Origin of the sequence: Oceanimonas aquatica (genome assembly GCF_030732065.1) — a bacterium.
Lineage (GTDB): Bacteria > Pseudomonadota > Gammaproteobacteria > Enterobacterales > Aeromonadaceae > Oceanimonas.
Map to the genome: position 1 here is coordinate 490,843 of NZ_JAVBHX010000001.1, position 22,446 is coordinate 513,288.

Sequence of the window (22,446 nt, forward strand, 5' to 3'; positions counted from 1 at the left end):
GACGTCAGGACTGTGGCGTGTCGGCCAGAAAGCCACCGGTCTGGTGTTGCCACAGCTGGGCGTAGATGCCGTTTTTGGCGAGCAGTTCCTGATGGGAGCCCTGCTCAACGATGCGGCCCTTGTCGATGACCACCAGACGGTCCATGGCGGCGATGGTGGAGAGCCGGTGGGCGATGGCAATGACCGTTTTGCCCTCCATCAGCTCATACAGGCTTTCCTGAATGGCGGCTTCCACTTCGGAGTCCAGCGCCGAGGTGGCTTCGTCCAGCACCAGAATGGGGGCGTCCTTGAGCAGCACCCGGGCAATGCCAATGCGCTGGCGCTGGCCGCCCGAGAGCTTGATGCCGCGCTCGCCCACCTGGGCGTCGTAACCCTGGTGGCCGTCCTTGTCTTCCAGGCGTTGAATAAAGTCATGGGCGTGGGCCTGCTGGCTGGCAGCCATCATGTCTTCTTCGGTGGCGTCCGGTTTGCCGTAGAGAATGTTTTCCCGAATGGAGCGGTGCAGCAGGGAGGTATCCTGGGTCACCATGCCAATCTGGCCCCGCAGGGAGTGTTGCGTCACTGTGGTAATGTCCTGGCCGTCGATGGTGATGTGGCCGGTTTCCAGCTCATGCAGGCGCAGCAGCAGGTTGACCAGGGTAGACTTGCCCGCGCCGGACCGGCCCACCAGGCCCACTTTCTCCCCCGGTTTGATATCCAGATTAAACTGCTCGATCACCGGCTCATCACGGCCATAGTGAAAGGTGACGTCCTCAAAGCGAATGGCGCCCAGACTGACGGTCAGTTCAGTGGCATTGGCCTTGTCTTCAATGGCCACGGAGCGGGACAGGGTGTTCATGCCGTCGATTACGGTGCCGATGTTTTCGAACAGGGCGCCAATCTCCCACATGATCCACTTGGACATGCCCTGCAGCCGCAGGGCGATGCTGATGGCCACGGCGATCACGCCAACGGTGACGGTGGCATTCATCCACAGGCCCACCGACAGGGCGGTAATGGTGAACAGCAACAGGTAGTTGATGGCATCCACACTCAGCACAAAGCAGGTGGCCAGGCGCATCTGGCCGTACACAGTGGTGAGAAAGGCCCGCATGCCCTGTTTGGCGTAACGGGTTTCCGCATCGGCGTGGGCGAACAGCTTGACCGTGGTGATATTGGAGTAGCTGTCGACAATGCGCCCGGTCATCATGGAGCGGGCGTCGGCCTGGGCGGTGGCGATGCGCTTCATGCGCGGTACAAAGTAACACTGAATGCCCACGTACAGCAGCAGCCAGAGCAGAATGGGCAGCATCAGGGCAAGATCCGAGTGGCCCATCATTACCAGCATGGCGATCAGGTACACGGTCACATACACCAGCACATCCAGCAGCTTCATCACGGTTTCCCGTACCGCCAGCGCCGTTTGCATTACCTTGGTGGCAATGCGGCCGGCAAACTCGTCCTGATAGAAGCTCATGCTCTGGTTCAGCAGGTAGCGGTGGGCCAGCCAGCGAATGGACATGGGATAATTACCCAGCAGCGACTGGTGCATCAGCATGGCGTGGCTGAAGGCCAGCACCGGAAAGATCAGCAGCACCAGCACGCCCATGAAAATAAGAGTATTGCGCTCTTCTGCCCAGAAGGTAGCGGGGGTATGGCTGGCCAGCAGATCCACCAGCCGGCCCATAAAACCCAGCAGGGAAACTTCGACAATGGCCACCAGGGCACTGAGCAGCGCCATGGCCACCAGGGGCCATTCAAAGCCTTGAGTGTAATGGCGACAAAAGGCATACAGCCCCTTGGGGGGCTGACCGGGCGCTTCTTCGGGAAAGGGCCTGGTCAGGCTTTCAAACAGTTTGAACATCGGTTTTCCGGTAGGGATGGTTAACCCTCACACCTTACCGTGTTCAGCCATTGTTCGGCAAAGTCGTCTGCGGGGACCGGCCGGCCGGTAAGGTAGCCCTGTATCAGGTCGACCGGGTAGCGGTCGAGGGCCTGCATCTGCTCCTCGGTTTCCACCCCTTCTGCCACCACCTTGAACTCCAGCTCCCGGGCCAGACCGGTAACGGCCGCCAGAATGGCGTTGCTGCTGCGGGACTCGCCCAGGCGCTGAATAAAGCTGCGGTCGATCTTCAGGCTGTTGACCGGCAGGTCCTGCAGATAGCTGAGGGATGAATAACCGGTGCCGAAGTCGTCGATGGCGATGGCGCAGCCCAGCTCGCGCAGTCCATAGAGCAGGGGAATGGCCTGCTGCTGCTTGTCGAGCAGCACGCTTTCGGTGAGCTCAATGCCAATCAGCCCGGCCGGCAGCCGGTGCTCGGCCAGCAGCAGGCGAAACTGCACCAGCAGGTTGTGCTGCCAGAACTGCTGGGCCGACAGGTTAACCGAGACCGGCACCGGCATCATCCCCATATCCATCCAGCGTCGTTGCTGGGCGGCGACCTGGTGCAGCAGCGTCATGCCCAGCGGCACCATCAGACCGGCGCGCTCGGCCAGGGGAATAAACTCCGCCGGAGACACCTGGCCGAATTCGGGATGGTGCCAACGGGCCAGGGCCTCGGCCCCGGCCAGGCTGCGGCCGGCCCGGCTCACCTGGGGCTGATAGTGCACACTCAGGCCCTCGCCGGTTTCCACCGCATAGCGCAGGGCGGTTTCCATGGCCAGCAGCTGGTGCTGCTGGCGGTTCATGTTGCGGCTGAACAGCCGGTAATCATTGCGCCCTTCCTGCTTGACCTGGTACATGGCGGCGTCGGCGTGGTGCAGCAGCTCTTCGGCGCTATTGGCATCGTCCGGATACAGACTGATGCCCAGGCTGCAGCCAATGCGAAAGGGCTGTTCGTGAATATTAAAGGGCTCGGCAATGGCGTCGATCAGGCGCCGGGCCACCCGGCTGGCCTCATCGGTCTCGTTCAGCTCGGGCAACAGCACGATAAATTCGTCGCCGCCCAGCCGTGCCAGAGTGTCGTCTTCCCGCAGCCGGGCCCGAATGCGGCGGGAAACATCCAGCAGCAATTCGTCGCCGGCGGCGTGGCCCAGAGTGTCGTTGACCTGTTTGAAATGGTCGAGATCGAGAAAGATCACCGCCAGGTGCTGTTTGCTGCGGTTGGCGTGACGTATGGCCAGCTCCAGCCGGTCTTCCAGCAGCCGCCGGTTGGGCAGGCCGGTGAGGGGATCGTAATAGGCCAGCCGGCGAACCTTGTCTTCGTTTTCACGAATATGGGTGATGTCGGTAAACAGGGCGGCAAAGTGGGTGATATTGCCGTTATCGTCCTGAATGGCGGTAATGGTCAGCAGCTCGAGATAGAGCTGGCCACTTTTGCGCCGGTTCCAGATTTCACCGCGCCAGTAACCCTGTTCGTGCAGGGTTTTCCACATGGACTGGTAAAAGGCGGCATCGTGCCGGCCTGACGACAGCATGGCTGGCGTGCGGCCAATAACTTCCTCGGCGCTGTAGCCGGTGGTATGGGTAAAGGACGGGTTAACGAACACGATGCGGTTGTCGGCATCGGTGACCACTATGCTTTCCAGCGACGCCTCAATGACCCGCTCGGCCAGTTGCAGGTTCAGGCGGGAGCTGTGCAGCGCCTGATCCCGTTGCGCCAGTGCCTGTTGCAGCTGCTCCAGGTAGCGGTGCTCCACGCCGTTGATGATTTCACGAAAGCCCACCAAACCCACCACCTTGTTGCCTTGCCTGACCACCAGATGGCGCACCCGGTTGTCGATCAGCAGATCCCGGGCATGCAACAGGCTATCGTCGGGACTGACCGACAGCAGCGGCCGGCTGGCCAGTTCACCAATGGGGGTGTTGCCCGGGTGACGGGCGATGCAGCGCACCATGTCGCGCTCGGTGATAATGCCCAGCTGCACCGGAGAGCAGCTGACCACAGCCGCATCCTGGTTATGGCTGAGCAGCTCGGTGGCGGCCCTGGCCAGGGACAGGGTGCCCGGCAGCACCAGGGGGGAGGCGTTCATGGCCTCCTTGATGCGGCGCAGACTGAGATAGGGCTCCAGTCCCTGTTTCAGCGCCATGTCGGTTTGCGACACCATGCCGATGGGCAGGCCGTCGTCATCCACCACCAGCAGGTGCCGGCACTGATGCTGGCGAAACCATTGCTCGGCCTCGGACACCGGCGTGTGCCGTGGCAGGCTGTTGACCGGCTGACTCATGACTCGGCGAATGGGCAAATCCAGGTTGTCCGGGCGGGTCAGATCCAGCCGCAGGCTGTCTCGCTCGGTCCATATCCCCACGGCCTGGTGGTTGTCCATGACCAGAATGGAGCTGCAGCGGCGGGACGCCATGCGCTCGGTAGCTTCCCGAAGGGGCGTATCGGGAGTGCAGGTCAGCAGCCCGGTGTGCATCAGGCGTTCAATGGCGATATCGGCGGACTTGGCGTGGGTCACGGTGCTCAAAACTGGTGGTTATTGTAACCCCCTACCTTATATGGGGGGTTAGGCCTTGGCAATTGTGCGGGTTTGTTTTTTACAGCCAGGGCTGTAATTGTTTGCGTACATTTACCCGTGCTCCCAGCCGTGCTGCCAGCAGGTAGAGACCGCCGATCTTGCGATGCAGAAACAAGGCATCGGCGGGCGGGCTGTGCCAGTAGTCCTGACGCATGCTGAGTGCGGTGCCGGCCTCGCGCAGACGTTGGGCCAGGGTGCTGTTGCCAAAGTCAAAGGGCGCATCCCGTTGCAGCGGCTCACAGGCCAGCCGGACCATGCCGATCACCGCCTGTTTCTGGGCCGGCAAAATGTGCTGGCTGAAAAAACCGATGTCGGTCAGGGCCTGCTCCATGGCGGGCTCATTATCGGCGAGGGCGGCGGCAAACAGCCGGCGGTAACCCTGAGCAAAGCCGGGGGCGTATTCCCGGGTGGCGCCGAAGTCGAGCAGTACCAGTCGTTCATCCTGATACAGAAAGTTGGCGAAGTTGGGATCGGTCTGCACCAGGTTGAACTCAAACAGTTCACGAAACAGCAGCTCGAACAGTAACGCCAGCAGGTGGTTGCGCCGCGCTTCCGGTTGCTCCGCCAGGCCTTCTATGGGCTGGCCTTCCACAAAGCTCATGGCCAGCAACCGGGAGGTGCTGATGTCACTGCGGTTTTGCGGCAGTACAAAACGGTCGTCATTGGCCAGCAAGGCATTAAAGCGACCGAGTTGGCGGGCTTCCAGCTCGTAGTCGGCTTCGGCATGCAGTTGCTGCTTGGCCTCAGCCAGCAGGCTCTGATAGTCGACCCCGGCAGGCACCAGGCCGCTTAGTTTGAGCAGACTGGCGACGTTGTCCACATCACTGTTGATGCTGTCGGCAATGCCCGGATACTGAATTTTGACCGCCAGCGGCTCGCCGTCGTCGGCCCAGGCTTTATGCACCTGGCCGATGGAGGCGGCGGCCAGCGGGCGAAACTCAAAGTGGGCGAAGTGACGCTGCCAGTCGGTACCGAGTTCCTGTTTCAGCACGGCGCTGAGCTGGGCGGCGGGCATGGGGCTGCCTTCGGCCCGCAGCCGGGCCAGGATCTCGGCCAGCTCCGGTGGCAGCAGATCGCCGGCATCCATCGATAATAGCTGGCCCACCTTCATGGCCGCGCCTCGCAGCCGGGCCAGCTGATCGCCCACTCGCCGGGCGTTGGCGGGGGTCAGCAGCAGTTCCCGGGCGCGGGGGCGCTCGCCCTGGGCCAGGCGGCGGGCGCCTTCGCCCAGCATGCCGCCGGCCACTCGAGTGGCCAGTGAGGCAAGATGCCCCATGCGGGCCAGCCGGTGACCCGGTACTTTAGTACCCTTGTCGTCGTGGCTCATGGTGTCTCCTTTTTATGGTGCCCACACAGACCGTTGAAAAGCCATTTATATTCAAGAGAAGGGCATGATGGGAGCAAAAGGGAGAAAGGCACCGTGAGCAGGGGAGTGGGCTGGCTGTTGTTGTGGTTACCGCTGGCCGGTTGTGCCGGCCAGCAGGAGCGGGCCCTGGCCCGGCTGGAGCATATTGCCGGGGAAGTCATGAGCGCGCCCTGTGCGGCGCCTGAATATGGCTACCGGCAGGTGAAAAACCCGCACGTGCCGGGGCTGATTGACGAGATAGAAACCCTGCGCTGCCCGGGGCTGGAGGCCCAGACATATTTGTCCCGTGAAAGCGCCCGTCCCGATGGCATGCCGATTTATCTGCGCATGAGCGGGCCCCATGCCGGCTTGCCCGCTTTTTTGCAGCCGGGCAGCCCGGGTGCGGGGCTTGCCGAGCAACTGGGCCCGCCCGCCGAGCGCAGTGCGGCGCGTTGGCGTTACGGCTCGGCAGAGACCACGGAAACGGTGGTGATTGAGTGGCAGGGTGGTGTGATTCGACAGCTGCGCTGGGAGTGGTATTTTGACTGAGGAACCCGACAGGGCGCCTGAATGGCGCCCTTGGTAGTGAGGCGTCAGGGCGGGATTATTCCTGATTATTGCGCTTTTCCCGCTTTTCCTGACGTTTTTCCTTCAGGGTTTTCCGGGCTTTCTTTTTCACTTTTTCCTTGCTCATGATTTGGCTCCGTTATTTCTCGCCGGCTAAAAGGTGCCGTTGTCCTTCTGGCCGGCGCAAAATGTCGTGGTGACGACAGAGTTACAACATGGTCACGGCAAAATGACTACTTCAAGACGACGTCTCCTCAATCAGCTGCCAGGACGGCAAGACCAACAAAACAAATCAACTTAAAGCGCAAACAGGTCGTTACGTGTTTTTGCAAGTAACTAAAAATAATGGAAAAAATAACTATTGCTACCCTAGCCAAGGGCAATGGGAAAAGCAAGCCGCTGCCCGCCCGGCAAGGTTAGAATGAAACCGGGCTCGCAGCAGGACAGGAGAAAGACGATGAAAAAAATGATATTGGGAGCCCTCTGGGGGCTGTCAGCGCTGGCGGGGGCCGATACCATTTCCACCGCGCCGGTGGAGCTGAATATTGCCACCGGCACCGAGCCGGTGTGTTATTACGCTGACAAGCGCTACTCCCGGGGCGCGGTGATCCAGATGGGATCCCAGTGGTTTGTGTGTGAGCGGGAAAAGTCGTTTGAGCAGAATGGCCGGCTGAGCTGGCATCCCTTTGACCCGACGGCCGGCAAGGACCGCGACTGACTCAGGCCTGCTTTTTGAGGGTAACGAGGGGCACATCCAGCTGCACCTCGCCCTCGGGCCGGCAGCAGCAGGGCAGCACCTCGCCGCTGGCCACAAAGGCCAGCGGCTCCTGCTGATAGCGTACCGCCCCGTTCACCAGAGCGGTACGGCAGGCGCCGCAGTAACCACTGCGGCACTGGTATTCCACGGCGTGACCGGTGCGCTCCAGGCCGTCGAGCAGGGTTTCCCCCGCCCGCAGCTCAAAGCTGAGATCCCGCGTGCGAACCTTGCTCACAGCTCGAAGTCACCCAGATCGTCATGGCTCACCTGAGAGTCAATCTGACCCACCAGGTAGGAGCTGACTTCCACTTCCTGAGGCGCCACCTGCACGTTGTCGGATGACAGCCAGGCGTTGATCCAGGGAATGGGGTTTTGTTTGGCGCCCGCAAAGGCCGGCTCCAGGCCCACCGCCTGCATGCGCAGGTTGGTGATGTATTCCACGTACTGGCACAGAATGTCCTTGTTCAGGCCGATCATGGAGCCGTCCTTGAACAGGTATTCGGCCCACTCCTTTTCCTGAATGGCGGCGTCCTTGAACAGCTCAAAGCATTGCTGCTCGCAGTCCTTGGCGATCTGCGCCATGTCCGGATCGTCGTCACCGCTGCGCAGAATATTGAGCATGTGCTGGGTGCCGGTCAGGTGCAGGGCTTCGTCCCGGGCGATGAGTTTGATGATCTTGGCGTTGCCTTCCATCAGCTCGCGCTCGGCAAAGGCAAAGGAGCAGGCAAAGCTGACGTAGAAGCGAATGGCTTCCAGGGCGTTGACGCACATCAGGCACAGGTAGAGCTTTTTCTTCAGCTCGTACAGGTTGATCTGCACCTTGCGGCCGCGGAGTTCGTGTTCGCCTTCACCATGCAGGTGATAGAAGTTGGTGTATTCGATCAGTTCATCGTAGTAGTGGGCGATATCCTTGGCGCGCTTCTGAATGTGCTCGTTGGCCACGATGTCGTCGAACACGGTGGCCGGGTTGTTGACGATATTGCGAATAATGTGGGTGTAGGAGCGCGAGTGAATGGTCTCGGAGAACGCCCAGGTCTCGAGCCAGGTTTCCAGCTCCGGAATAGACACCAGCGGCAGCAGCGCCACGTTGGGGCTGCGGCCCTGAATGGAGTCGAGCAGGGTCTGGTACTTGAGGTTGCTGATGAAGATGTGTTTTTCGTGATCCGGCAGGGCCTGATAGTCGATCCTGTCCTGAGACACGTCCACTTCTTCCGGGCGCCAGAAAAAGGACAGCTGCTTTTCGATCAGCTTTTCAAAAATCTCGTATTTTTGCTGGTCATAGCGGGCCACGTTCACCGGATTGCCGAGGAACATGGGCTCTTTCATGTGATCGTTCTGAACTTGACTGAAAGTGGTGTAGGACATTTTTCTCGTTCCGCAAAAGCAATGAGCGCAGAGCCGCTTTACCGCCATGGGCGGTGTGAGCGACGCTGCGCGCAACGGCGAGGTTGCCCTCGCCGGGATTATTTGAGTGTGACGGCGCCTTAAATCTTGCAGGCGCCGCCGGCGCAGCCGTCATCTTCCTGCATGTCGTTCTGGGCGTCTGCCGCACCGTCACGGGTGTTGTGGTAATACAGGGTCTTGAGACCGAACTTATAGGCGGTAAGCAGATCTTTCAGCAGTTGTTTCATCGGCACCCGGCCGCCGTCAAAGCGGGCGGGATCGTAGTTGGTGTTGGCGGAAATCGCCTGATCCACAAACTTCTGCATGACGCCCACCAGCTGCAGATAACCGTCGTTGGACGGCATCTGCCATAGCAACTCATACTGGTTTTTGAGTTTCTCGTACTCCGGCACCACCTGCTTGAGAATGCCGTCTTTCGAGGCCTTGACCGAGACCAGACCACGGGGCGGCTCAATGCCGTTGGTGGCGTTGGAAATCTGGCTGGAGGTCTCGGACGGCATCAGCGCGGTCAGGGTGCTGTTGCGCAGACCCGTGGTCTTGATCTCTTCGCGCAGGGCTTCCCAGTCCAGGTGCAGCGGCTCCTGGCAGATGGCATCGAGATCCTTTTTGTAGGTGTCGATGGGCAAAATGCCTTGAGCGTAGGTGGTCTCACCAAATGACGGGCAGGCACCGAATTCCTTCGCCAGCTGCACCGAGGCCTTCAGCAGGTAGTACTGAATGGCTTCAAAGGTCTTGTGAGTCAGGCCAACGGCGCTGCCGTCGGAATATTTCACGCCGTGCTTGGCCAGGTAGTAGGCGTAGTTAATGACGCCAATCCCCAGGGTGCGGCGGTTCATGGAGCCTTTTTGTGCGGCCAGCAGCGGGTAGTCCTGGTAATCGAGCAGGGCATCCAGGGCGCGTACCGCCAGATCGGCCAGGCCTTCCAGATCTTCCAGCTTGTCGATGGCACCCAGGTTAAAGGCCGACAGGGTGCACAGGGCGATTTCGCCGTTCTCGTCGTTGATGTCCATCAGCGGCTTGGTGGGCAGGGCGATTTCCAGGCACAGGTTGCTCTGGCGTACCGGCGCTACCTTGGCGTCGAACGGGCTGTGGGTGTTGCAGTGATCCACGTTCTGCACATAGATGCGGCCGGTACCGGCACGTTCCTGCATCATCAGCGAGAACAGCTCCACCGCCTTGACGGTGCGTTTGCGAATGCTGTCGTCGGCTTCGTACTTGACGTAGAGCTCTTCGAACTTGGCCTGATCCTCAAAGAAGGCGTCGTACAGGCCGGGCACGTCGGACGGGCTGAACAGGGTGATGTCGCCGCCCTTGATCAGGCGCTGGTACATCAGGCGGTTGATCTGCACGCCGTAGTCCATGTGCCGTACGCGGTTTTCTTCCACGCCACGGTTGTTCTTGAGCACCAGCAGGGATTCCACTTCCAGGTGCCACATGGGGTAGAAGAGGGTGGCGGCACCGCCACGCACACCGCCCTGGGAGCAGCATTTGACCGCGGTCTGGAAGTGCTTGTAGAAGGGAATACAGCCGGTGTGGAAAGCCTCACCGCCACGGATAGGGCTGCCCAGGGCGCGAATGCGGCCAGCGTTGATGCCGATGCCGGCACGCTGTGACACATAACGCACGATGGCGCCGGAGGTGGCGTTGATGGAGTCCAGGCTGTCGCCGCACTCGATCAGCACGCAGGAGCTGAACTGGCGGGTAGGGGTGCGCACGCCGGACATGATGGGCGTGGGCAGGGAAATCTTGAAGGTGGACACGGCATCATAGAAACGGGTCACGTAGTCCAGCCGGGTCTCTTTCGGGTACTTGGAGAACAGGCAGGCGGCCACCAGCATGTAGAGGAACTGGGGGCTTTCGTAAATGTCGCCGGTGACCCGGTTCTGTACCAGGTATTTGCCTTCGAGCTGCTTGATGGCGGCATAGGAGAAGTCCATGTCGCGCTCGTGGTGCAGGCGGCTGTTGAGCTCGTCGAGCTCTTCGCAGCTGTAGTCGGCCAGAATATGCTGGTCGTACTTGCCCATTTCGGTCAGGCGCACCACGTGATCGTAGAAGTGGGGCGGCTCGAACTCGCCGTAGGCCTTTTTGCGCAGGTGGAACATGGCCAGGCGGGCGGCTAGGTACTGATAATCCGGGGTCTGCTCGGAGATCAGATCGGCGGCGGCCTTGATGATAGTCTCGTGAATGTCTTCGGTGCGGATACCGTCATAAAACTGAATGTGGGAGCGCAGCTCCACCTGGGAAACGGATACGTTGTCCAGGCCGTCGGCCGCCCAGGTGATCACCCGGTGGATCTTGTCCAGATCGATGGGTTCCTTGGCGCCGTCGCGTTTGGTAACCAGCAGATGTTTATTCATGAGATGGACCTTCTCCCAGTGGTGTTGTGCCGCTCAGACCCGTGCGTCACAGCCACCCTATATAGTGTGGTTGCTGTGTGGCGGAAACACAACATCTAGTTGTCTTAGTTGGAATGGGCACAATATAGTGGGTTGGGGGGCGATTCTCAACCCGCCCTCAACCTGAGCAGCTTGTGGATAATCTGTGTGAAGCCGGCCAATGTTTGCGTTCACTAACTGCTGTGCCGTTGGGACTCTGGCATTGCCAAAACACTGGTTTTTTTATGGCCGGCAAAAAACTTTTTTTGAAATATTTGGCTTGCAAAAAACACGGGTTTGCGGATCCGCAGGATCTTTCAGCAGGGGGCGTCAAACGCCACTTTCAGCCAGCGTGACAGGGCCGTGACCGAGTCCATGACCGCCCTGGCCTGCCAGCTGTAAGGGTCCTCGCCCGCCGACACATACCCCCAGCCGGCGGCCAGGGTGCTCATGCCGGCGGCGAGCCCCGCTTCAATGTCGCGGCGGTGATCACCCACGTACACACAGTGGCCGGCCGTGACTCCCAGGCGGTCGGCCGCATGCAGCAGCGGCGCCGGATGGGGCTTTTTCACGGCCAGGGTATCGGCACTGACGGTGACGCCACACCGGGCAAACAGCGGCAGCTCGGCCAGCAGCGGCTCGGTGAGCGCCCTGGGCTTGTTGGTGACCACCCCCCAGGGAATGTCGCTCTGGTTCAGCCAGTCCAGCAGCTCGGGCACCCCGGCATAGGGCCGCGTGTGGTGACAGAGGTTCTTGCGGTAAAAGCTCAGCATGCGATCCCGCAATGCTTCAAGGCCGTGCTGTTCAATCAGGGCCGGCGGAATGCCGGCCCTGAGCAGGGCATAGAAGCCGTCGGAAGTGGTGCAGGCCAGCACCTCGTCGGGCAGGGCGGTAAGGCCAAGACCTGTGATCACATGGTTGGCCGCCGCTCCCATGTCGCCCGCGGTGTCGAGCAGGGTGCCGTCGAGATCGAACAGAACCGCCTTGAGCATGGCTTACTCCGGTTTGATGGCGTGGATCATGTAGTTGACGTCGGCGTCGCGGCTGAGAGCAAAGTCGCCCCGCAACGGCCGGTACACCACGCCCTGAATGTCCTTGACCACCAGACCGGCGGCCTCGATAAAACGGCACAGCTCGGCGGGGCGAATAAACTTGCGGTGGTCGTGGGTGCCCTTGGGCACCATTTTGAACAGGTGCTCGGCGGCGCCGATCATCAGCAGCCAGGCCTTGGGGTTGCGGTTGATGGTGGAAAACACCAGATTGGCACCGGGCTTGGCCAGGCGGGCACAGGCCGCCACCACGGAGGCCGGCTCGGGCACGTGCTCGAGCATTTCCATGCAGGTCACCAGCTCAAACTGCCCGGGCTGCTCCTCGGCCATTTGCTCGGCGGTGGCCTGGCGGTAATGGACGCTGACGCCGCTTTCCAGGGCGTGCAGCCGGGCCACGGCCAGGGGCTCCTGACCCATGTCGACGCCGGTGACCTCGGCGCCTTCCCGGGCCAGACTCTCGCTGAGAATGCCACCGCCGCAGCCGATGTCGATGACCTGCTTGCCAAAAAGGCCATCGGCCTTGTCGGCAATCCAGCCAAGGCGCAGGGGGTTGATGTCGTGCAGCGGCTTGAAGTCGCCATCCATGTCCCACCAGCGCGAGGCCATGGCCTCGAATTTGTCGATTTCCTGTTGATCTACGTTCATGAAAAAGTTGCCTTAAGTGCCTGGCTGATTGAGGCGTCCATTATAACCAAGCGGCCATGGGCCGCCAGCCCGCGAAAAATGACCATTTTGCACAACCGTGGCCGGCCCGGTAACGAGACTTGTCTCGGCGGCTCCCGTCGGGCCGGAACTGTGCTAGAATGGCTCGCTTTTTAAAGCCATATAATCAATAACCTGGGGACAAGGCTTGCTATGACCGATTTGGCCCGAGAAATCATGCCGATCAACATCGAGGAAGAGCTGACGCGCTCCTATCTCGATTACGCCATGAGCGTGATCGTGGGGCGCGCCCTTCCCGATGTTCGAGACGGCCTGAAGCCGGTGCATCGCCGCGTGCTGTTCGCCATGAACGAGCTCGGCAACGACTGGAACAAACCTTATAAAAAGTCGGCCCGTGTGGTGGGCGACGTAATAGGTAAATATCACCCCCACGGCGACAGCGCGGTATATGACACCATAGTGCGCATGGCTCAGGACTTTTCCATGCGCTACACCCTGGTCGACGGCCAGGGCAACTTCGGCTCGGTGGATGGCGACTCCGCCGCCGCCATGCGTTACACCGAAGTGCGCATGGACAAAATTGCCCATGAGCTGCTGGCGGATCTGGACAAGGAAACCGTTGACTGGGTGCCCAACTACGACGGCACCGAACTGATCCCGGCGGTAATGCCCACCAAGGTGCCCAACCTGCTGGTGAACGGCTCCTCCGGTATTGCCGTGGGCATGGCCACCAATATTCCGCCCCACAACCTCAACGAGGTGGTGGACGGTTGTCTGGCGCTGATCGACGACGAGCACATCAGCATCGATCAGCTGATTGAGCTGATCCCCGGTCCGGACTTTCCCACCGGCGGCATCATCAACGGTAAATCCGGTATTCTCGACGCCTACCGTACCGGCCGCGGCAAAATCTATGTGCGCGCCCTGGCCGACATTGAAACCGATGAGAAAACCGGCCGTGAGACCATTATCGTCTCCGAGCTGCCCTACCAGGTGAACAAGGCCCGGCTGATTGAAAAAATCGCCGAGCTGGTCAAGGAAAAACGCATCGAGGGCATTTCCGCTCTGCGCGATGAGTCCGACAAGGACGGCATGCGCATCGTAATTGAAGTGCGCCGGGGCGAAGTAGGCGAGGTCATCCTCAACAACCTGTACGCCCAGACCCAGATGCAGACCGTGTTCGGCATCAACATGGTAGCCCTCGACAGCAACCAGCCCCGCACCTTCAACCTGAAGGAAATGCTGGAGTGCTTTATTCAGCACCGCCGGGAAGTGGTCACTCGCCGTACCGTGTTTGAACTGCGCAAGGCACGGGATCGGGCCCATATCCTGGAAGGCCTGGCCATTGCCCTGGCCAACATAGATCCGGTGATTGAGCTTATTCGCCGCTCGCCGACCCCGGCGGAAGCCAAGGCCGGCCTGCTGGCCCAGGGCTGGGAGCTGGGCAACGTGGCCAGCATGCTGGAGCGTGCCGGTGACGATGCCGCCCGTCCGGAATGGCTGGAGCCTGAATACGGCATTCGTGACGGCCAGTACTACCTGACCGAGCAACAGGCCCAGGCCATTCTGGAGCTGCGTCTGCATCGTCTGACCGGCCTTGAGCACGAGAAGATCCTGGAAGAATACAAGGCGTTGCTGGAGCAGATTGCCGAGCTGCTGCACATTCTCAACAGTACCGCCCGCCTGATGGAAGTGATCCGCGAGGAGCTGGAAGCGCTCAAGGAGCAGTTTGGCGACCAGCGCCGCACCGAGATCACCACCTCCAGTGCCGAAATCAACCTGGAAGATCTGATCACCCAGGAAGACGTGGTGGTGACCCTGTCGCACCAGGGCTACGTCAAGTATCAGCCGCTCACCGACTACGAGGCCCAGCGCCGCGGTGGTCGTGGCAAGTCGGCCACCCGCATGAAGGAAGAAGACTTCGTCGAACGGCTGCTGGTGGCCAACACCCACGACACCATTCTGTGCTTCTCCACCGCCGGCAAGGTGTACTGGCTCAAGGTGTATCAGTTGCCGGAAGCCAGCCGCACCGCCCGTGGCCGTCCCATCGTCAACCTGTTGCCGCTGGGTGAGGACGAACGCATTACCGCCATTCTGCCGGTGAAGGAATATGCTGATGACAAGGCGGTGTTCTTCGCCACCCGTCATGGCACGGTCAAGAAAACCGAGCTGACTGCCTTTAGCCGGCCGCTGGCTTCGGGCATTCGCGCCATCAACCTGGTGGAAGGCGATGAGCTGATCGGTGTGGACATTACCGAAGGCGACAACGAGATCATGCTGTTCTCCGACGCCGGCAAGGTGGTGCGCTTCCACGAAGATCAGGTGCGTACCATGGGCCGGACCGCCACCGGGGTGCGCGGCATTCGCCTGGGCGACGACGACAGCGTGGTGTCGCTGATCGTGCCCCGTGGCGAGGGTGCCATTCTCACTGCCACTGCCAACGGCTACGGCAAGCGGACCTCGCTGGAAGAATACCCGACCAAGAGCCGGGCCACGCTGGGCGTGGTGTCCATCAAGGTGAGTGATCGCAACGGCGCCGTGGTGGGGGCCATTCAGGTGGACGAAACCAACGAGATCATGCTGATCACCAATGGTGGCACCCTGGTGCGTACCCGGGTGTCGGAAGTGAGCCTGATCAGCCGTAACACCGCCGGTGTGCGTTTGATCCGTACCGGAGAAGACGAGCAGGTGGTGGGCTTGCAGCGCATCGAGGAGCCGGAAGACGACGAGCCGATCGAAGGCGAGGAAGGTCTGGAAGCCGGGGCTGCGGACGACGCGTCTGCACCGGCCACCGACGACGAATAAAAAATGAGGCCTGCGGGCCTCTTTTTTGTTTATTGAGTCACATTTTGCTTTGACTTGGCGCGTGAGCGCCATGTAAAACGAGAAAGCGCCGGATTGATGGCGCGCAACATTAGCAGGTTAACTCAGGGAAAATGGAGAAGATGGTTTACAACTTCAGCGCAGGTCCGGCCATGCTGCCGGTTGAGGTCATGCAGCGAGCGCAGGCCGAGTTTCGCGATTTTAACGGTCTGGGTGTGTCGGTGATGGAGCTTAGCCACCGTGGCGCCGATTACATGGCGGTGGCGGCCCAGGCCGAGCGGGATCTGCGCGAGCTGATGCACATTCCGGATAACTACAGAGTGCTGTTCCTGCAGGGTGGCGGTCGCGGCCAGTTTGCCGCCGTGGCGCTGAACCTGATGGGCAAGAACGCCAAAGCCGACTACATAGTCACCGGGCAGTGGTCCCGCTCGGCGGTGGCCGAGGCCGAAAAGGTGGGCACAGTGCGCGTGCTGGACGGTTTTGACGCCGGCGAGGGCCCGCGCAAACTGGCCACCAGCTGGGATCTGGATCCTACTGCAGCCTACGTGCATTACTGCCCCAACGAAACCGTGGAAGGCATTGAATACGACTTTATTCCCGACACCGGCAACGTGCCCCTGGTGGCGGACATGTCGTCCACCATTCTTTCCCGCCCGGTGGACGTGAGCAAGTTCGGTATTATCTATGCCGGCGCCCAGAAGAACATAGGCCCGTCCGGTCTGGCGGTGGTGATCGTGCGTGACGACCTGCTCGAGCAGGCCTGCCCGAACGTGCCCGCCATCATGGACTACGCCGCCATGGCCAAGGCCGACTCCATGCTCAACACCCCGCCTACCTATGCCTGGTACCTGGCCGGTCTGGTATTCCAGTGGCTGAAGGAAAAAGGCGGTGTGGACGCCATCGGTGAGCAGAATAAAGCCAAGGCTGAACTGCTCTACAACTACGTGGACGCCAGCGACTTTTATGAGAACCGGGTTCACCCCAGCGCCCGTTCCTGGATGAACATTCCGTTCCAGCTGAAGGACGAGTCGCTCAATGAGGCCTTCCTGAAAGAGTCAAAAGAAGCCGGCCTGCTGGCGCTCAAGGGCCACCGCATCGTCGGCGGCATGCGTGCCAGCGTATACAACGCCATGCCCATTGAAGGCGTACAGGCCCTGGTCGACTTTATGGACGACTTCGCCAAGCGGCACGCGAAATAAGCGTTAAGTCTTAAGCTGTCTTTAAGTCACGAATTGCTGTGAACTCGCAATGCGAAGCAGCAGCGCGGTTGCGCTCCGCCGACACGCTTCAAGCCCCTCCCTGGGCGCTCGAAAATGCCATCCATGGCATTTTATGGTCGGCTACGGCAATCCCCACTGTTGCTTCGTGTGTGTTGGGCATCGCCTGCCAGAGTCTGTCTGACTACTCGGTATTGCGCGAGAAGGGCAAGGGGTATCTGTTTCGCCGTACCCTCTGCGCCAAGGATGGCGCAGTGGAGCCCACATGGATGTGTTTACGGCGTGTCGGCGAAACAGTGCGCCTTGGCCGACGAGCTTGCACGGCCATGCAAACCACGACAGTCTGTGGATTAAAGTCATCAGAATACATACAAGGAGCCATAGTGAGTATTGATTTTCTGGCCCTGGCCAACCCGGGAGTTCCGGGTCTGCACCCTTATCAGCCGGGCAAGCCGGTGGAAGAGCTGGAGCGGGAGCTCGGCATCAGCCACAGCGTTAAACTGGCCTCCAACGAAAACCCGCTGGGCCCGGGCCCCAAGGCCATTGAAGCCATTCAAAAGGCGCTGCCGGAGCTGGCCCGCTACCCGGACGCCAACGGCTTTGCCCTGAAAACGGCGCTGGCCGGCAAGCTGAAGGTGAATACCGATCAGCTTATTCTGGGCAACGGCTCCAATGAGCTGATTGACCTGCTGTTCCACACTTTTGTGGGCCCGCAGCAGGAGGTGGTGTATTCCCAGTACACCTTCATTGTCTATGCTCTGGCCACCCAGGCCCATGGCGCCAAGGCAGTGGAAGTGCCGGCGGTGGAATGCGGCCACGATCTCGATGCCATGGCGGCGGCCATTACTCCGGCCACCCGGCTGGTGTGCATTACCAATCCCAACAACCCGACCGGGACTTTCCTCACCAAAGATGAGGTAAAGGCCTTTATGGACAAGGTGCCGGCTCAGGTGCTGGTGGTGCTGGATGAGGCCTATACCGAGTACGTGGCCGAAGCCGAGCAGCTGCCGTCCATCGACTGGCTGAGCGAGTACCCCAACCTGATTGTGTCCCGTACCTTCTCCAAGGCCTATGGCCTGGCGGGCCTGCGGGTGGGTTACATGGTGTGCCACCCCGAGCTGGTGGCGGTGCTGAATCGGGTGCGTGAGCCCTTCAACTGCAACAGCCTGGCGCTGGCGGCGGCGGAAGCGGCGCTGGGTGACGAGGCTTATCTCGCCGAAGCGGTGGCCCTCAACGACCAGGGCATGGCCATGTATGAAGCCTTCTTCAAGGAGCGCGGGCTGAAGTACATTCCTTCCAAGGGCAACTTCATTACCCTTGATCTGGAGCGGGACGCCGCTCCGGTTTATGAGGCGCTGCTGCGGGAAGGGGTGATCGTACGTCCCATTGCCGGCTACGGTCTGCCCACCTGCCTGCGTATCAGCATTGGGCTGGAGCAGGAAAACCAGCGCTGTATTGACGCGCTGAAAAAGGTGCTTGGCTAATATTGAAGGAGATCAGGGGCAGGGCAAGCGGCTTGCCCTGCTGCCACAGCCCTGATAACGTCAGGGTAGCTTCGAACGTTTTATCCCATCTCCAGGAAGATTATGGAAAGCCTTAAATTATTCCCCATTGCCCGGGTGGAGGGCACGGTCAACCTGCCCGGCTCCAAGTCGGTGTCCAACCGGGCACTGTTGCTTGCCGCCCTGGCGCAGGGCACCACGCGCCTGACCAACCTGCTCGACAGTGACGACATTCGCCATATGCTGGATGCCCTAAAGCAACTGGGAGTGCAGTATGAGCTGTCGGACGACAAGACCGAATGCGTGGTGCACGGTCTGGGCCGCGCCTTCAGTGCCGCCGAGCCGCTGTCGCTGTTTCTCGGCAATGCCGGCACCGCCATGCGCCCGCTGTGCGCAGCCCTGTGCCTGGGTACCGGCGAGTTCACCCTCACCGGCGAGCCGCGCATGTGGGAGCGCCCCATCGGTCACCTGGTGGATGCTCTGCGTGAAGCCGGTGCCGACATCAGCTACCTGAAGACCGATGGCTATCCGCCGGTGTTCATTAACGGCAAGGGTCTGTGGGGCGGGGATGTCCATATTGACGGCTCCGTTTCCAGCCAGTTTCTGACTGCCTTTCTGATGGCCGCGCCGCTGGCTTCCGGCGACACCCGCATTCATATCAAGGGTGAGCTGGTATCCAAGCCCTACATCGACATTACCCTGCATATCATGAAGCAGTTCGGGGTGGTGGTGGAGCACGATGACTACCAGACCTTTTACATCACCGGCAACCAGGGTTATGTGGCGCCGGGCACCTTTCTGGTGGAAGGCGATGCTTCCTCGGCGTCTTACTTTCTGGCCGCGGGTGCCATCAAGGGCAGAGTGCGGGTGACCGGTATCGGCCGCGACAGCATTCAGGGTGATATTCGCTTTGCCGATGTGCTGGAAGCCATGGGCGCGAAGATCACCTGGGGCGATGACTTTATCGAGGCCGAGCACACGGGCCCGCTGAAGGCGGTGGACATGGACATGAACCATATTCCCGATGCGGCCATGACCATTGCCACGGCGGCGCTGTTTGCCGAGGGCACCACCCGTATTCGCAACATTTATAACTGGCGGGTCAAGGAAACCGACCGGCTTTACGCCATGGCCACCGAGCTGAAAAAGCTGGGGGTTGAGGTGGAAGAAGGGGAAGACTACCTGGTGGTGAACCCGGCAACCGTACTGCAGGAGGCGGAGATCGCCACCTACAATGATCACCGCATCGCCATGTGCTTCTCACTGGTGGCACTGAGTGACACCCCGGTCGTGATCCTGGACCCGGGCTGTACGTCAAAGACCTTTCCGGATTACTTCGACAAGCTGGCCAGTGTCAGCGTAAGCGAATAAATTCAAAGCCCCGCCATCGCGGGGCTTATTTTTGCTTCTCACACCTTACGTCATACGTCTTGCGTTTCCTGTCTGACGTCTCATCTCTCAGTGGTGTTTCATTTTCTCCAGGGCTTCCCGCGCCTTGATATCGGCGGCGTCCAGCTCCGCCAGTACCTTTTCAATGTCGTCCTGTTGCTGCTGGAGCACGATGCGCTTTTCGGCGATCATGGCCACCATGGAATGCAGCTGGGGGCGGGTGCTGTGTTCGGCGTCGTAGAGTTCAAACAGCTCGCGCATCTCCGCCAGGCTGAAACCAAGGCGCTTGCCGCGCAGGGTCAGGGTCAGGCGAATGCGGTCCTTGTGGCTGTAGATACGGCTGTTGCCCTTGCGCTTGGGGGTGAGCAGGCCCAGCTCCTCGTAATGGCGCAGGGTGCGGGGGGTAATATCAAACTCGTCGGCCAACTCGGATATGGTGTAGGTAACTTCCTTATTGGGCATCATGACAACTCCTGCTACAGCTGAAAAACAAGTTTGAGCGGCGAACCTTACACCCATGGCGGCAGGCTGTGAAGTCCGGCTTTGACTCACACCGGCTATTACGCCAAGATTGATGCTTTATGGCAACCGGCGGAGACGGCGTGTTTATTTTCAGAGTCAGGGACGGCGAAGGCGGCCAGGCGGAGATCCGCATTCAGGCACTCGACTGGAGCGAACAGGGCGAGGTCGAGTTCAGCGCCGACCGCGATGCCCTGGCGGTGACCCTGCTGTCGGGGTGTCGCAGCGGCCGGGGCCACTTCGAGCTGCTGTCCGGCGCCAAGCCCATGGACGTGGAGCAATGGCTGGAATACCTGCACGAGCAGGGCCGGCTGACGGAAGTGGACGTGGACATTTACAGCCCCCTCAATCAAGACTATGCCGGCCTGTGCGGGCTGGACGAAGAGCAGGTGCAGACCCTGCTGCAGCTTGTTTACAAGGTGGGGGGCTTTAATCGTCTGCAGATCATGCGTTATCTCAAACATCGCAAGAACCCGTCCACCATGTCGACCCGCTACAGCCCGGAAGAGCTCACCCGCTACCGCCATCTGGGAGAGCTTATCAACTACCTGATCAAGCTGAAGTCAGCGTCAGCCCCTTGAAGTCGGCCAGGGGCACGGGCTTGCTGACAAGGTACCCCTGCACGCCGTCGATATACATGGTTTCCAGCAGCCGCTTCTGATCTTCCGTTTCCACCCCTTCCGCCACCACGTGACAGCCCAGGCGCTGGGCCAGATCGATGATCATGCGCACAAACTGCTGATTGGCGCTGTCGTCCTGCAGATGGCGCACCAGCTCCGGATCCAGTTTGACGTAGTCGGGCTTGAGATCCTTCAGCAGCCGGAACGAGCCATAGCCATGGCCGAACTTGCTGATGGCCGAGCGGGCACCGCTGCGCCGTATCATTTCCAGCAGCCGTTTGCCGCTGGTGAGCTGATGCTCCAGCACGTGCTCATCGAGTTCAAACACCAGGCCGGCGGTCACGTTGGAGTTGCGCATCAGCACCCGTTCCAGCCAGATCAGAAAGGAGCTTTGCTGCAGGCTGGCCGGGGTCAGGTTAATGGCCCAGCGCTGCGCGGGCAGTTCGTTCACCGCCACCTTGCGCAAAATCATTTCAATGATCTTCTGCTCAAACAACATCGACATGCCCAGTCGCTGCAGCATGGCGAACACGGTAGAGGCGGGGTAAACGCCGCCGTTGTCGTTGGGGAAATGGGTAAAGATCTCGTTATAGCCGGGCAGAGACGGCTTCAACAGCCGTGCCGGCTGCACCACCAGGCGAATGCGGTCACCGTCGAGCATGCTTTGCAGCCGCTGGCGCCACTGGCTTTCACCCAGATCTTCGTCGTCACTGTTTTTAAGCACCACCCGCCAGCCGTTGGGCTCACCGCTCTGGGCCTGGGCCAGGGCCGAGTCGGCGCGGATCAGAATGCTTTCCGGCGACTGCCCCGGCAGCAGCTGGGTAAAGCCGATATAGGCCGCGCAGTCCAGCTCATGCACGTCCTGATAATGATACAGCTCCTGCTGCAGTTCGGTGCCCAGAGCCTTGGCCAGGGGCTCGCACTGGCCGGGCACCAGTACGGCAATATCGCTGCCACTGATGCGATAGGCATGGGCTCCCAGACGGGACTGTATAATCTTGCGTACCAGCCGGGAGATATCCTGCAGGTATTGGTCTCCGGCCTGAAAACCATGACGACTGTTAATGTCCTGCAGGGCGCTGGCGCGCACCAGCATCAGGGTGGCGGTGGCCAGGCGGTTTTCGTTGGCCAGCAACTGGGTCAGATCCCGGCGAAAGGCATAACGGTTGCCGAGTGTTGTAAGGCTGTCGCGCTGGCTTTGTTGCAGGGCCTCTTCCAGCTCCCGCTGAATCTCTTCCAGCTGCTTACGGTACAGCCGGTGCAGTTCCATGATGCCCTGTGCCAGGGCGTCTTCCGGCTCGGCGCGGGCCAGCTCGGCTGTCTGCAGTAAACTGTGAAGATACGCTTGCCGTGCGCCGAATGCCCGGCGGTTGCGTATATAAAGCCCGCCACAACACAGCAGGCTGGCCAACACCAGAGGAACAGACACCATCAGCCACTGGCGGGTTGCCGCTTGCGTGTCGAGACGGTAAAACACCGCCTCGCTTCCCACCTGCTGTAATGCGCCCAGCTCGCCAAACCACCAGGCATTGTCGGTGGCGGGCGGCTCGCCTTGCTGCAGCACGGCAATGCCGGCCATAGCGGGCAGGGGAGCCGTTGGTTCCGCTTGCAGGGCCGACAGCTGGGGTTGCAGTTGCTGCTGCCAGTGAGCGAGGGAAGACCGGGCACTCCACCAGGGCAGTAACAGGCTTATGAGTACCAACAGAACGATCACCAGCAGCAGAGGCTGACTGAAAGAACGGGATTCCCGCATAATCGGCATCCTTGTAAAAACGG

At 60.5% G+C, this 22,446-nt stretch carries 17 protein-coding genes; 7 read left to right on the forward strand and 10 right to left on the reverse strand.

Annotation, left to right across the window (positions count from 1 at the left end; genetic code table 11):
• Positions 1–4: 4 nt before the first annotated feature.
• The 3 genes from Q9290_RS02290 to Q9290_RS02300 all read right to left on the reverse strand — a co-directional run bounded on the left by Q9290_RS02290 (position 5) and on the right by Q9290_RS02300 (position 5,767).
• On the reverse strand, positions 5–1,843 hold the full coding sequence (locus tag Q9290_RS02290) for an ABC transporter ATP-binding protein (RefSeq protein ID WP_306078012.1): 1,839 nt from the start codon (positions 1,841–1,843) through the stop codon (positions 5–7).
• 20 nt (positions 1,844–1,863) lie between these two features.
• Positions 1,864–4,380: an EAL domain-containing protein gene (locus tag Q9290_RS02295; protein ID WP_306078178.1), complete on the reverse strand. Its 2,517-nt coding sequence runs from the start codon at positions 4,378–4,380 to the stop codon at positions 1,864–1,866.
• A gap of 79 nt (positions 4,381–4,459) precedes the next feature.
• On the reverse strand, positions 4,460–5,767 hold the full coding sequence (locus tag Q9290_RS02300; protein ID WP_306078013.1) for an ABC1 kinase family protein: 1,308 nt from the start codon (positions 5,765–5,767) through the stop codon (positions 4,460–4,462).
• A 93-nt stretch (positions 5,768–5,860) separates the two neighbouring features.
• Here Q9290_RS02300 and Q9290_RS02305 point away from each other — a divergent pair, with 93 nt between their 5' ends.
• Together Q9290_RS02305 and Q9290_RS02310 are read left to right on the forward strand one after the other, a co-directional pair.
• Entirely contained in the window at positions 5,861–6,334 is a 474-nt protein-coding gene (locus Q9290_RS02305; protein ID WP_306078014.1) for a hypothetical protein, read from the forward strand.
• 475 nt (positions 6,335–6,809) lie between these two features.
• Positions 6,810–7,070, forward strand: coding sequence for a DUF1496 domain-containing protein (locus Q9290_RS02310; protein WP_306078015.1), 261 nt, complete (start codon positions 6,810–6,812; stop codon positions 7,068–7,070).
• Position 7,071: 1 nt separating this feature from the next.
• Here the strand turns inward: Q9290_RS02310 and yfaE are convergent, their stop codons facing one another.
• The 5 genes from yfaE to ubiG all read right to left on the reverse strand — a co-directional run bounded on the left by yfaE (position 7,072) and on the right by ubiG (position 12,582).
• Entirely contained in the window at positions 7,072–7,344 is a 273-nt protein-coding gene (gene yfaE / locus Q9290_RS02315) for a class I ribonucleotide reductase maintenance protein YfaE (RefSeq protein WP_306078016.1), read from the reverse strand.
• Complete coding sequence (gene nrdB, locus Q9290_RS02320) at positions 7,341–8,474, reverse strand: class Ia ribonucleoside-diphosphate reductase subunit beta (RefSeq protein ID WP_306078017.1); 1,134 nt, start codon at positions 8,472–8,474, stop codon at positions 7,341–7,343. The genes yfaE and nrdB overlap by 4 nt, the downstream gene beginning before the upstream one ends.
• Positions 8,475–8,593: 119 nt before the next feature.
• A complete protein-coding gene (gene nrdA / locus Q9290_RS02325; protein ID WP_306078018.1) occupies positions 8,594–10,870 on the reverse strand; it encodes a class 1a ribonucleoside-diphosphate reductase subunit alpha in 2,277 nt (758 codons plus the stop codon).
• A gap of 335 nt (positions 10,871–11,205) precedes the next feature.
• Positions 11,206–11,880, reverse strand: a complete 675-nt coding sequence (locus tag Q9290_RS02330) for an HAD family hydrolase (RefSeq protein ID WP_306078019.1) — start codon at positions 11,878–11,880, stop codon at positions 11,206–11,208.
• A gap of 3 nt (positions 11,881–11,883) precedes the next feature.
• The gene (gene ubiG / locus Q9290_RS02335; RefSeq protein WP_306078020.1) at positions 11,884–12,582 is read right to left on the reverse strand and encodes a bifunctional 2-polyprenyl-6-hydroxyphenol methylase/3-demethylubiquinol 3-O-methyltransferase UbiG; all 699 of its coding nucleotides are present in this window, start codon (positions 12,580–12,582) and stop codon (positions 11,884–11,886) included.
• Between the two features lie 210 nt (positions 12,583–12,792).
• On the opposite strand from ubiG, the gene gyrA reads away from it, so the two are divergent.
• From gyrA to aroA, 4 genes are all read left to right on the forward strand, one after another.
• Entirely contained in the window at positions 12,793–15,405 is a 2,613-nt protein-coding gene (gene gyrA, locus Q9290_RS02340; protein WP_306078021.1) for a DNA topoisomerase (ATP-hydrolyzing) subunit A, read from the forward strand.
• A gap of 131 nt (positions 15,406–15,536) precedes the next feature.
• Positions 15,537–16,622, forward strand: a complete 1,086-nt coding sequence (serC, locus tag Q9290_RS02345) for a 3-phosphoserine/phosphohydroxythreonine transaminase (protein WP_306078022.1) — start codon at positions 15,537–15,539, stop codon at positions 16,620–16,622.
• Positions 16,623–17,023: 401 nt separating this feature from the next.
• Positions 17,024–18,124 carry a histidinol-phosphate transaminase gene (hisC, locus tag Q9290_RS02350; protein WP_306078023.1) on the forward strand — a complete coding sequence of 367 codons (1,101 nt, stop codon included), beginning with the start codon at positions 17,024–17,026 and terminating at the stop codon, positions 18,122–18,124.
• Positions 18,125–18,226: 102 nt separating this feature from the next.
• Complete coding sequence (aroA, locus tag Q9290_RS02355) at positions 18,227–19,513, forward strand: 3-phosphoshikimate 1-carboxyvinyltransferase (RefSeq protein ID WP_306078024.1); 1,287 nt, start codon at positions 18,227–18,229, stop codon at positions 19,511–19,513.
• Positions 19,514–19,600: 87 nt separating this feature from the next.
• Here the strand turns inward: aroA and Q9290_RS02360 are convergent, their stop codons facing one another.
• The gene (locus tag Q9290_RS02360) at positions 19,601–19,996 is read right to left on the reverse strand and encodes a MerR family transcriptional regulator (protein WP_306078025.1); all 396 of its coding nucleotides are present in this window, start codon (positions 19,994–19,996) and stop codon (positions 19,601–19,603) included.
• A gap of 137 nt (positions 19,997–20,133) precedes the next feature.
• Between Q9290_RS02360 and Q9290_RS02365 the strand changes: the two genes are divergently transcribed.
• Positions 20,134–20,631 carry a hypothetical protein gene (locus tag Q9290_RS02365; protein ID WP_306078026.1) on the forward strand — a complete coding sequence of 166 codons (498 nt, stop codon included), beginning with the start codon at positions 20,134–20,136 and terminating at the stop codon, positions 20,629–20,631.
• Here Q9290_RS02365 and Q9290_RS02370 read toward each other — a convergent pair.
• On the reverse strand, positions 20,603–22,423 hold the full coding sequence (locus tag Q9290_RS02370; RefSeq protein WP_306078027.1) for an EAL domain-containing protein: 1,821 nt from the start codon (positions 22,421–22,423) through the stop codon (positions 20,603–20,605). The two genes, Q9290_RS02365 and Q9290_RS02370, sit on opposite strands and share 29 nt — an antisense overlap.
• Positions 22,424–22,446 lie beyond the last annotated feature (23 nt).

What these genes read in the sequence shown, in the direction of transcription:
- Q9290_RS02360 (WP_306078025.1), bottom strand. Translation starts at nt 19,996, where the DNA reads ATGATGCCCAATAAGGAAGTTACCTACACCATATCCGAGTTGGCCGAC.
- Q9290_RS02310 (WP_306078015.1), top strand. Translation starts at nt 6,810, where the DNA reads ATGAAAAAAATGATATTGGGAGCCCTCTGGGGGCTGTCAGCGCTGGCG.
- nrdB (WP_306078017.1), bottom strand. Translation starts at nt 8,474, where the DNA reads ATGTCCTACACCACTTTCAGTCAAGTTCAGAACGATCACATGAAAGAG.
- aroA (WP_306078024.1), top strand. Translation starts at nt 18,227, where the DNA reads ATGGAAAGCCTTAAATTATTCCCCATTGCCCGGGTGGAGGGCACGGTC.
- Q9290_RS02330 (WP_306078019.1), bottom strand. Translation starts at nt 11,880, where the DNA reads ATGCTCAAGGCGGTTCTGTTCGATCTCGACGGCACCCTGCTCGACACC.
- Q9290_RS02290 (WP_306078012.1), bottom strand. Translation starts at nt 1,843, where the DNA reads ATGTTCAAACTGTTTGAAAGCCTGACCAGGCCCTTTCCCGAAGAAGCG.
- Q9290_RS02300 (WP_306078013.1), bottom strand. Translation starts at nt 5,767, where the DNA reads ATGAGCCACGACGACAAGGGTACTAAAGTACCGGGTCACCGGCTGGCC.
- Q9290_RS02370 (WP_306078027.1), bottom strand. Translation starts at nt 22,423, where the DNA reads ATGCGGGAATCCCGTTCTTTCAGTCAGCCTCTGCTGCTGGTGATCGTT.
- gyrA (WP_306078021.1), top strand. Translation starts at nt 12,793, where the DNA reads ATGACCGATTTGGCCCGAGAAATCATGCCGATCAACATCGAGGAAGAG.
- serC (WP_306078022.1), top strand. Translation starts at nt 15,537, where the DNA reads ATGGAGAAGATGGTTTACAACTTCAGCGCAGGTCCGGCCATGCTGCCG.
- nrdA (WP_306078018.1), bottom strand. Translation starts at nt 10,870, where the DNA reads ATGAATAAACATCTGCTGGTTACCAAACGCGACGGCGCCAAGGAACCC.
- ubiG (WP_306078020.1), bottom strand. Translation starts at nt 12,582, where the DNA reads ATGAACGTAGATCAACAGGAAATCGACAAATTCGAGGCCATGGCCTCG.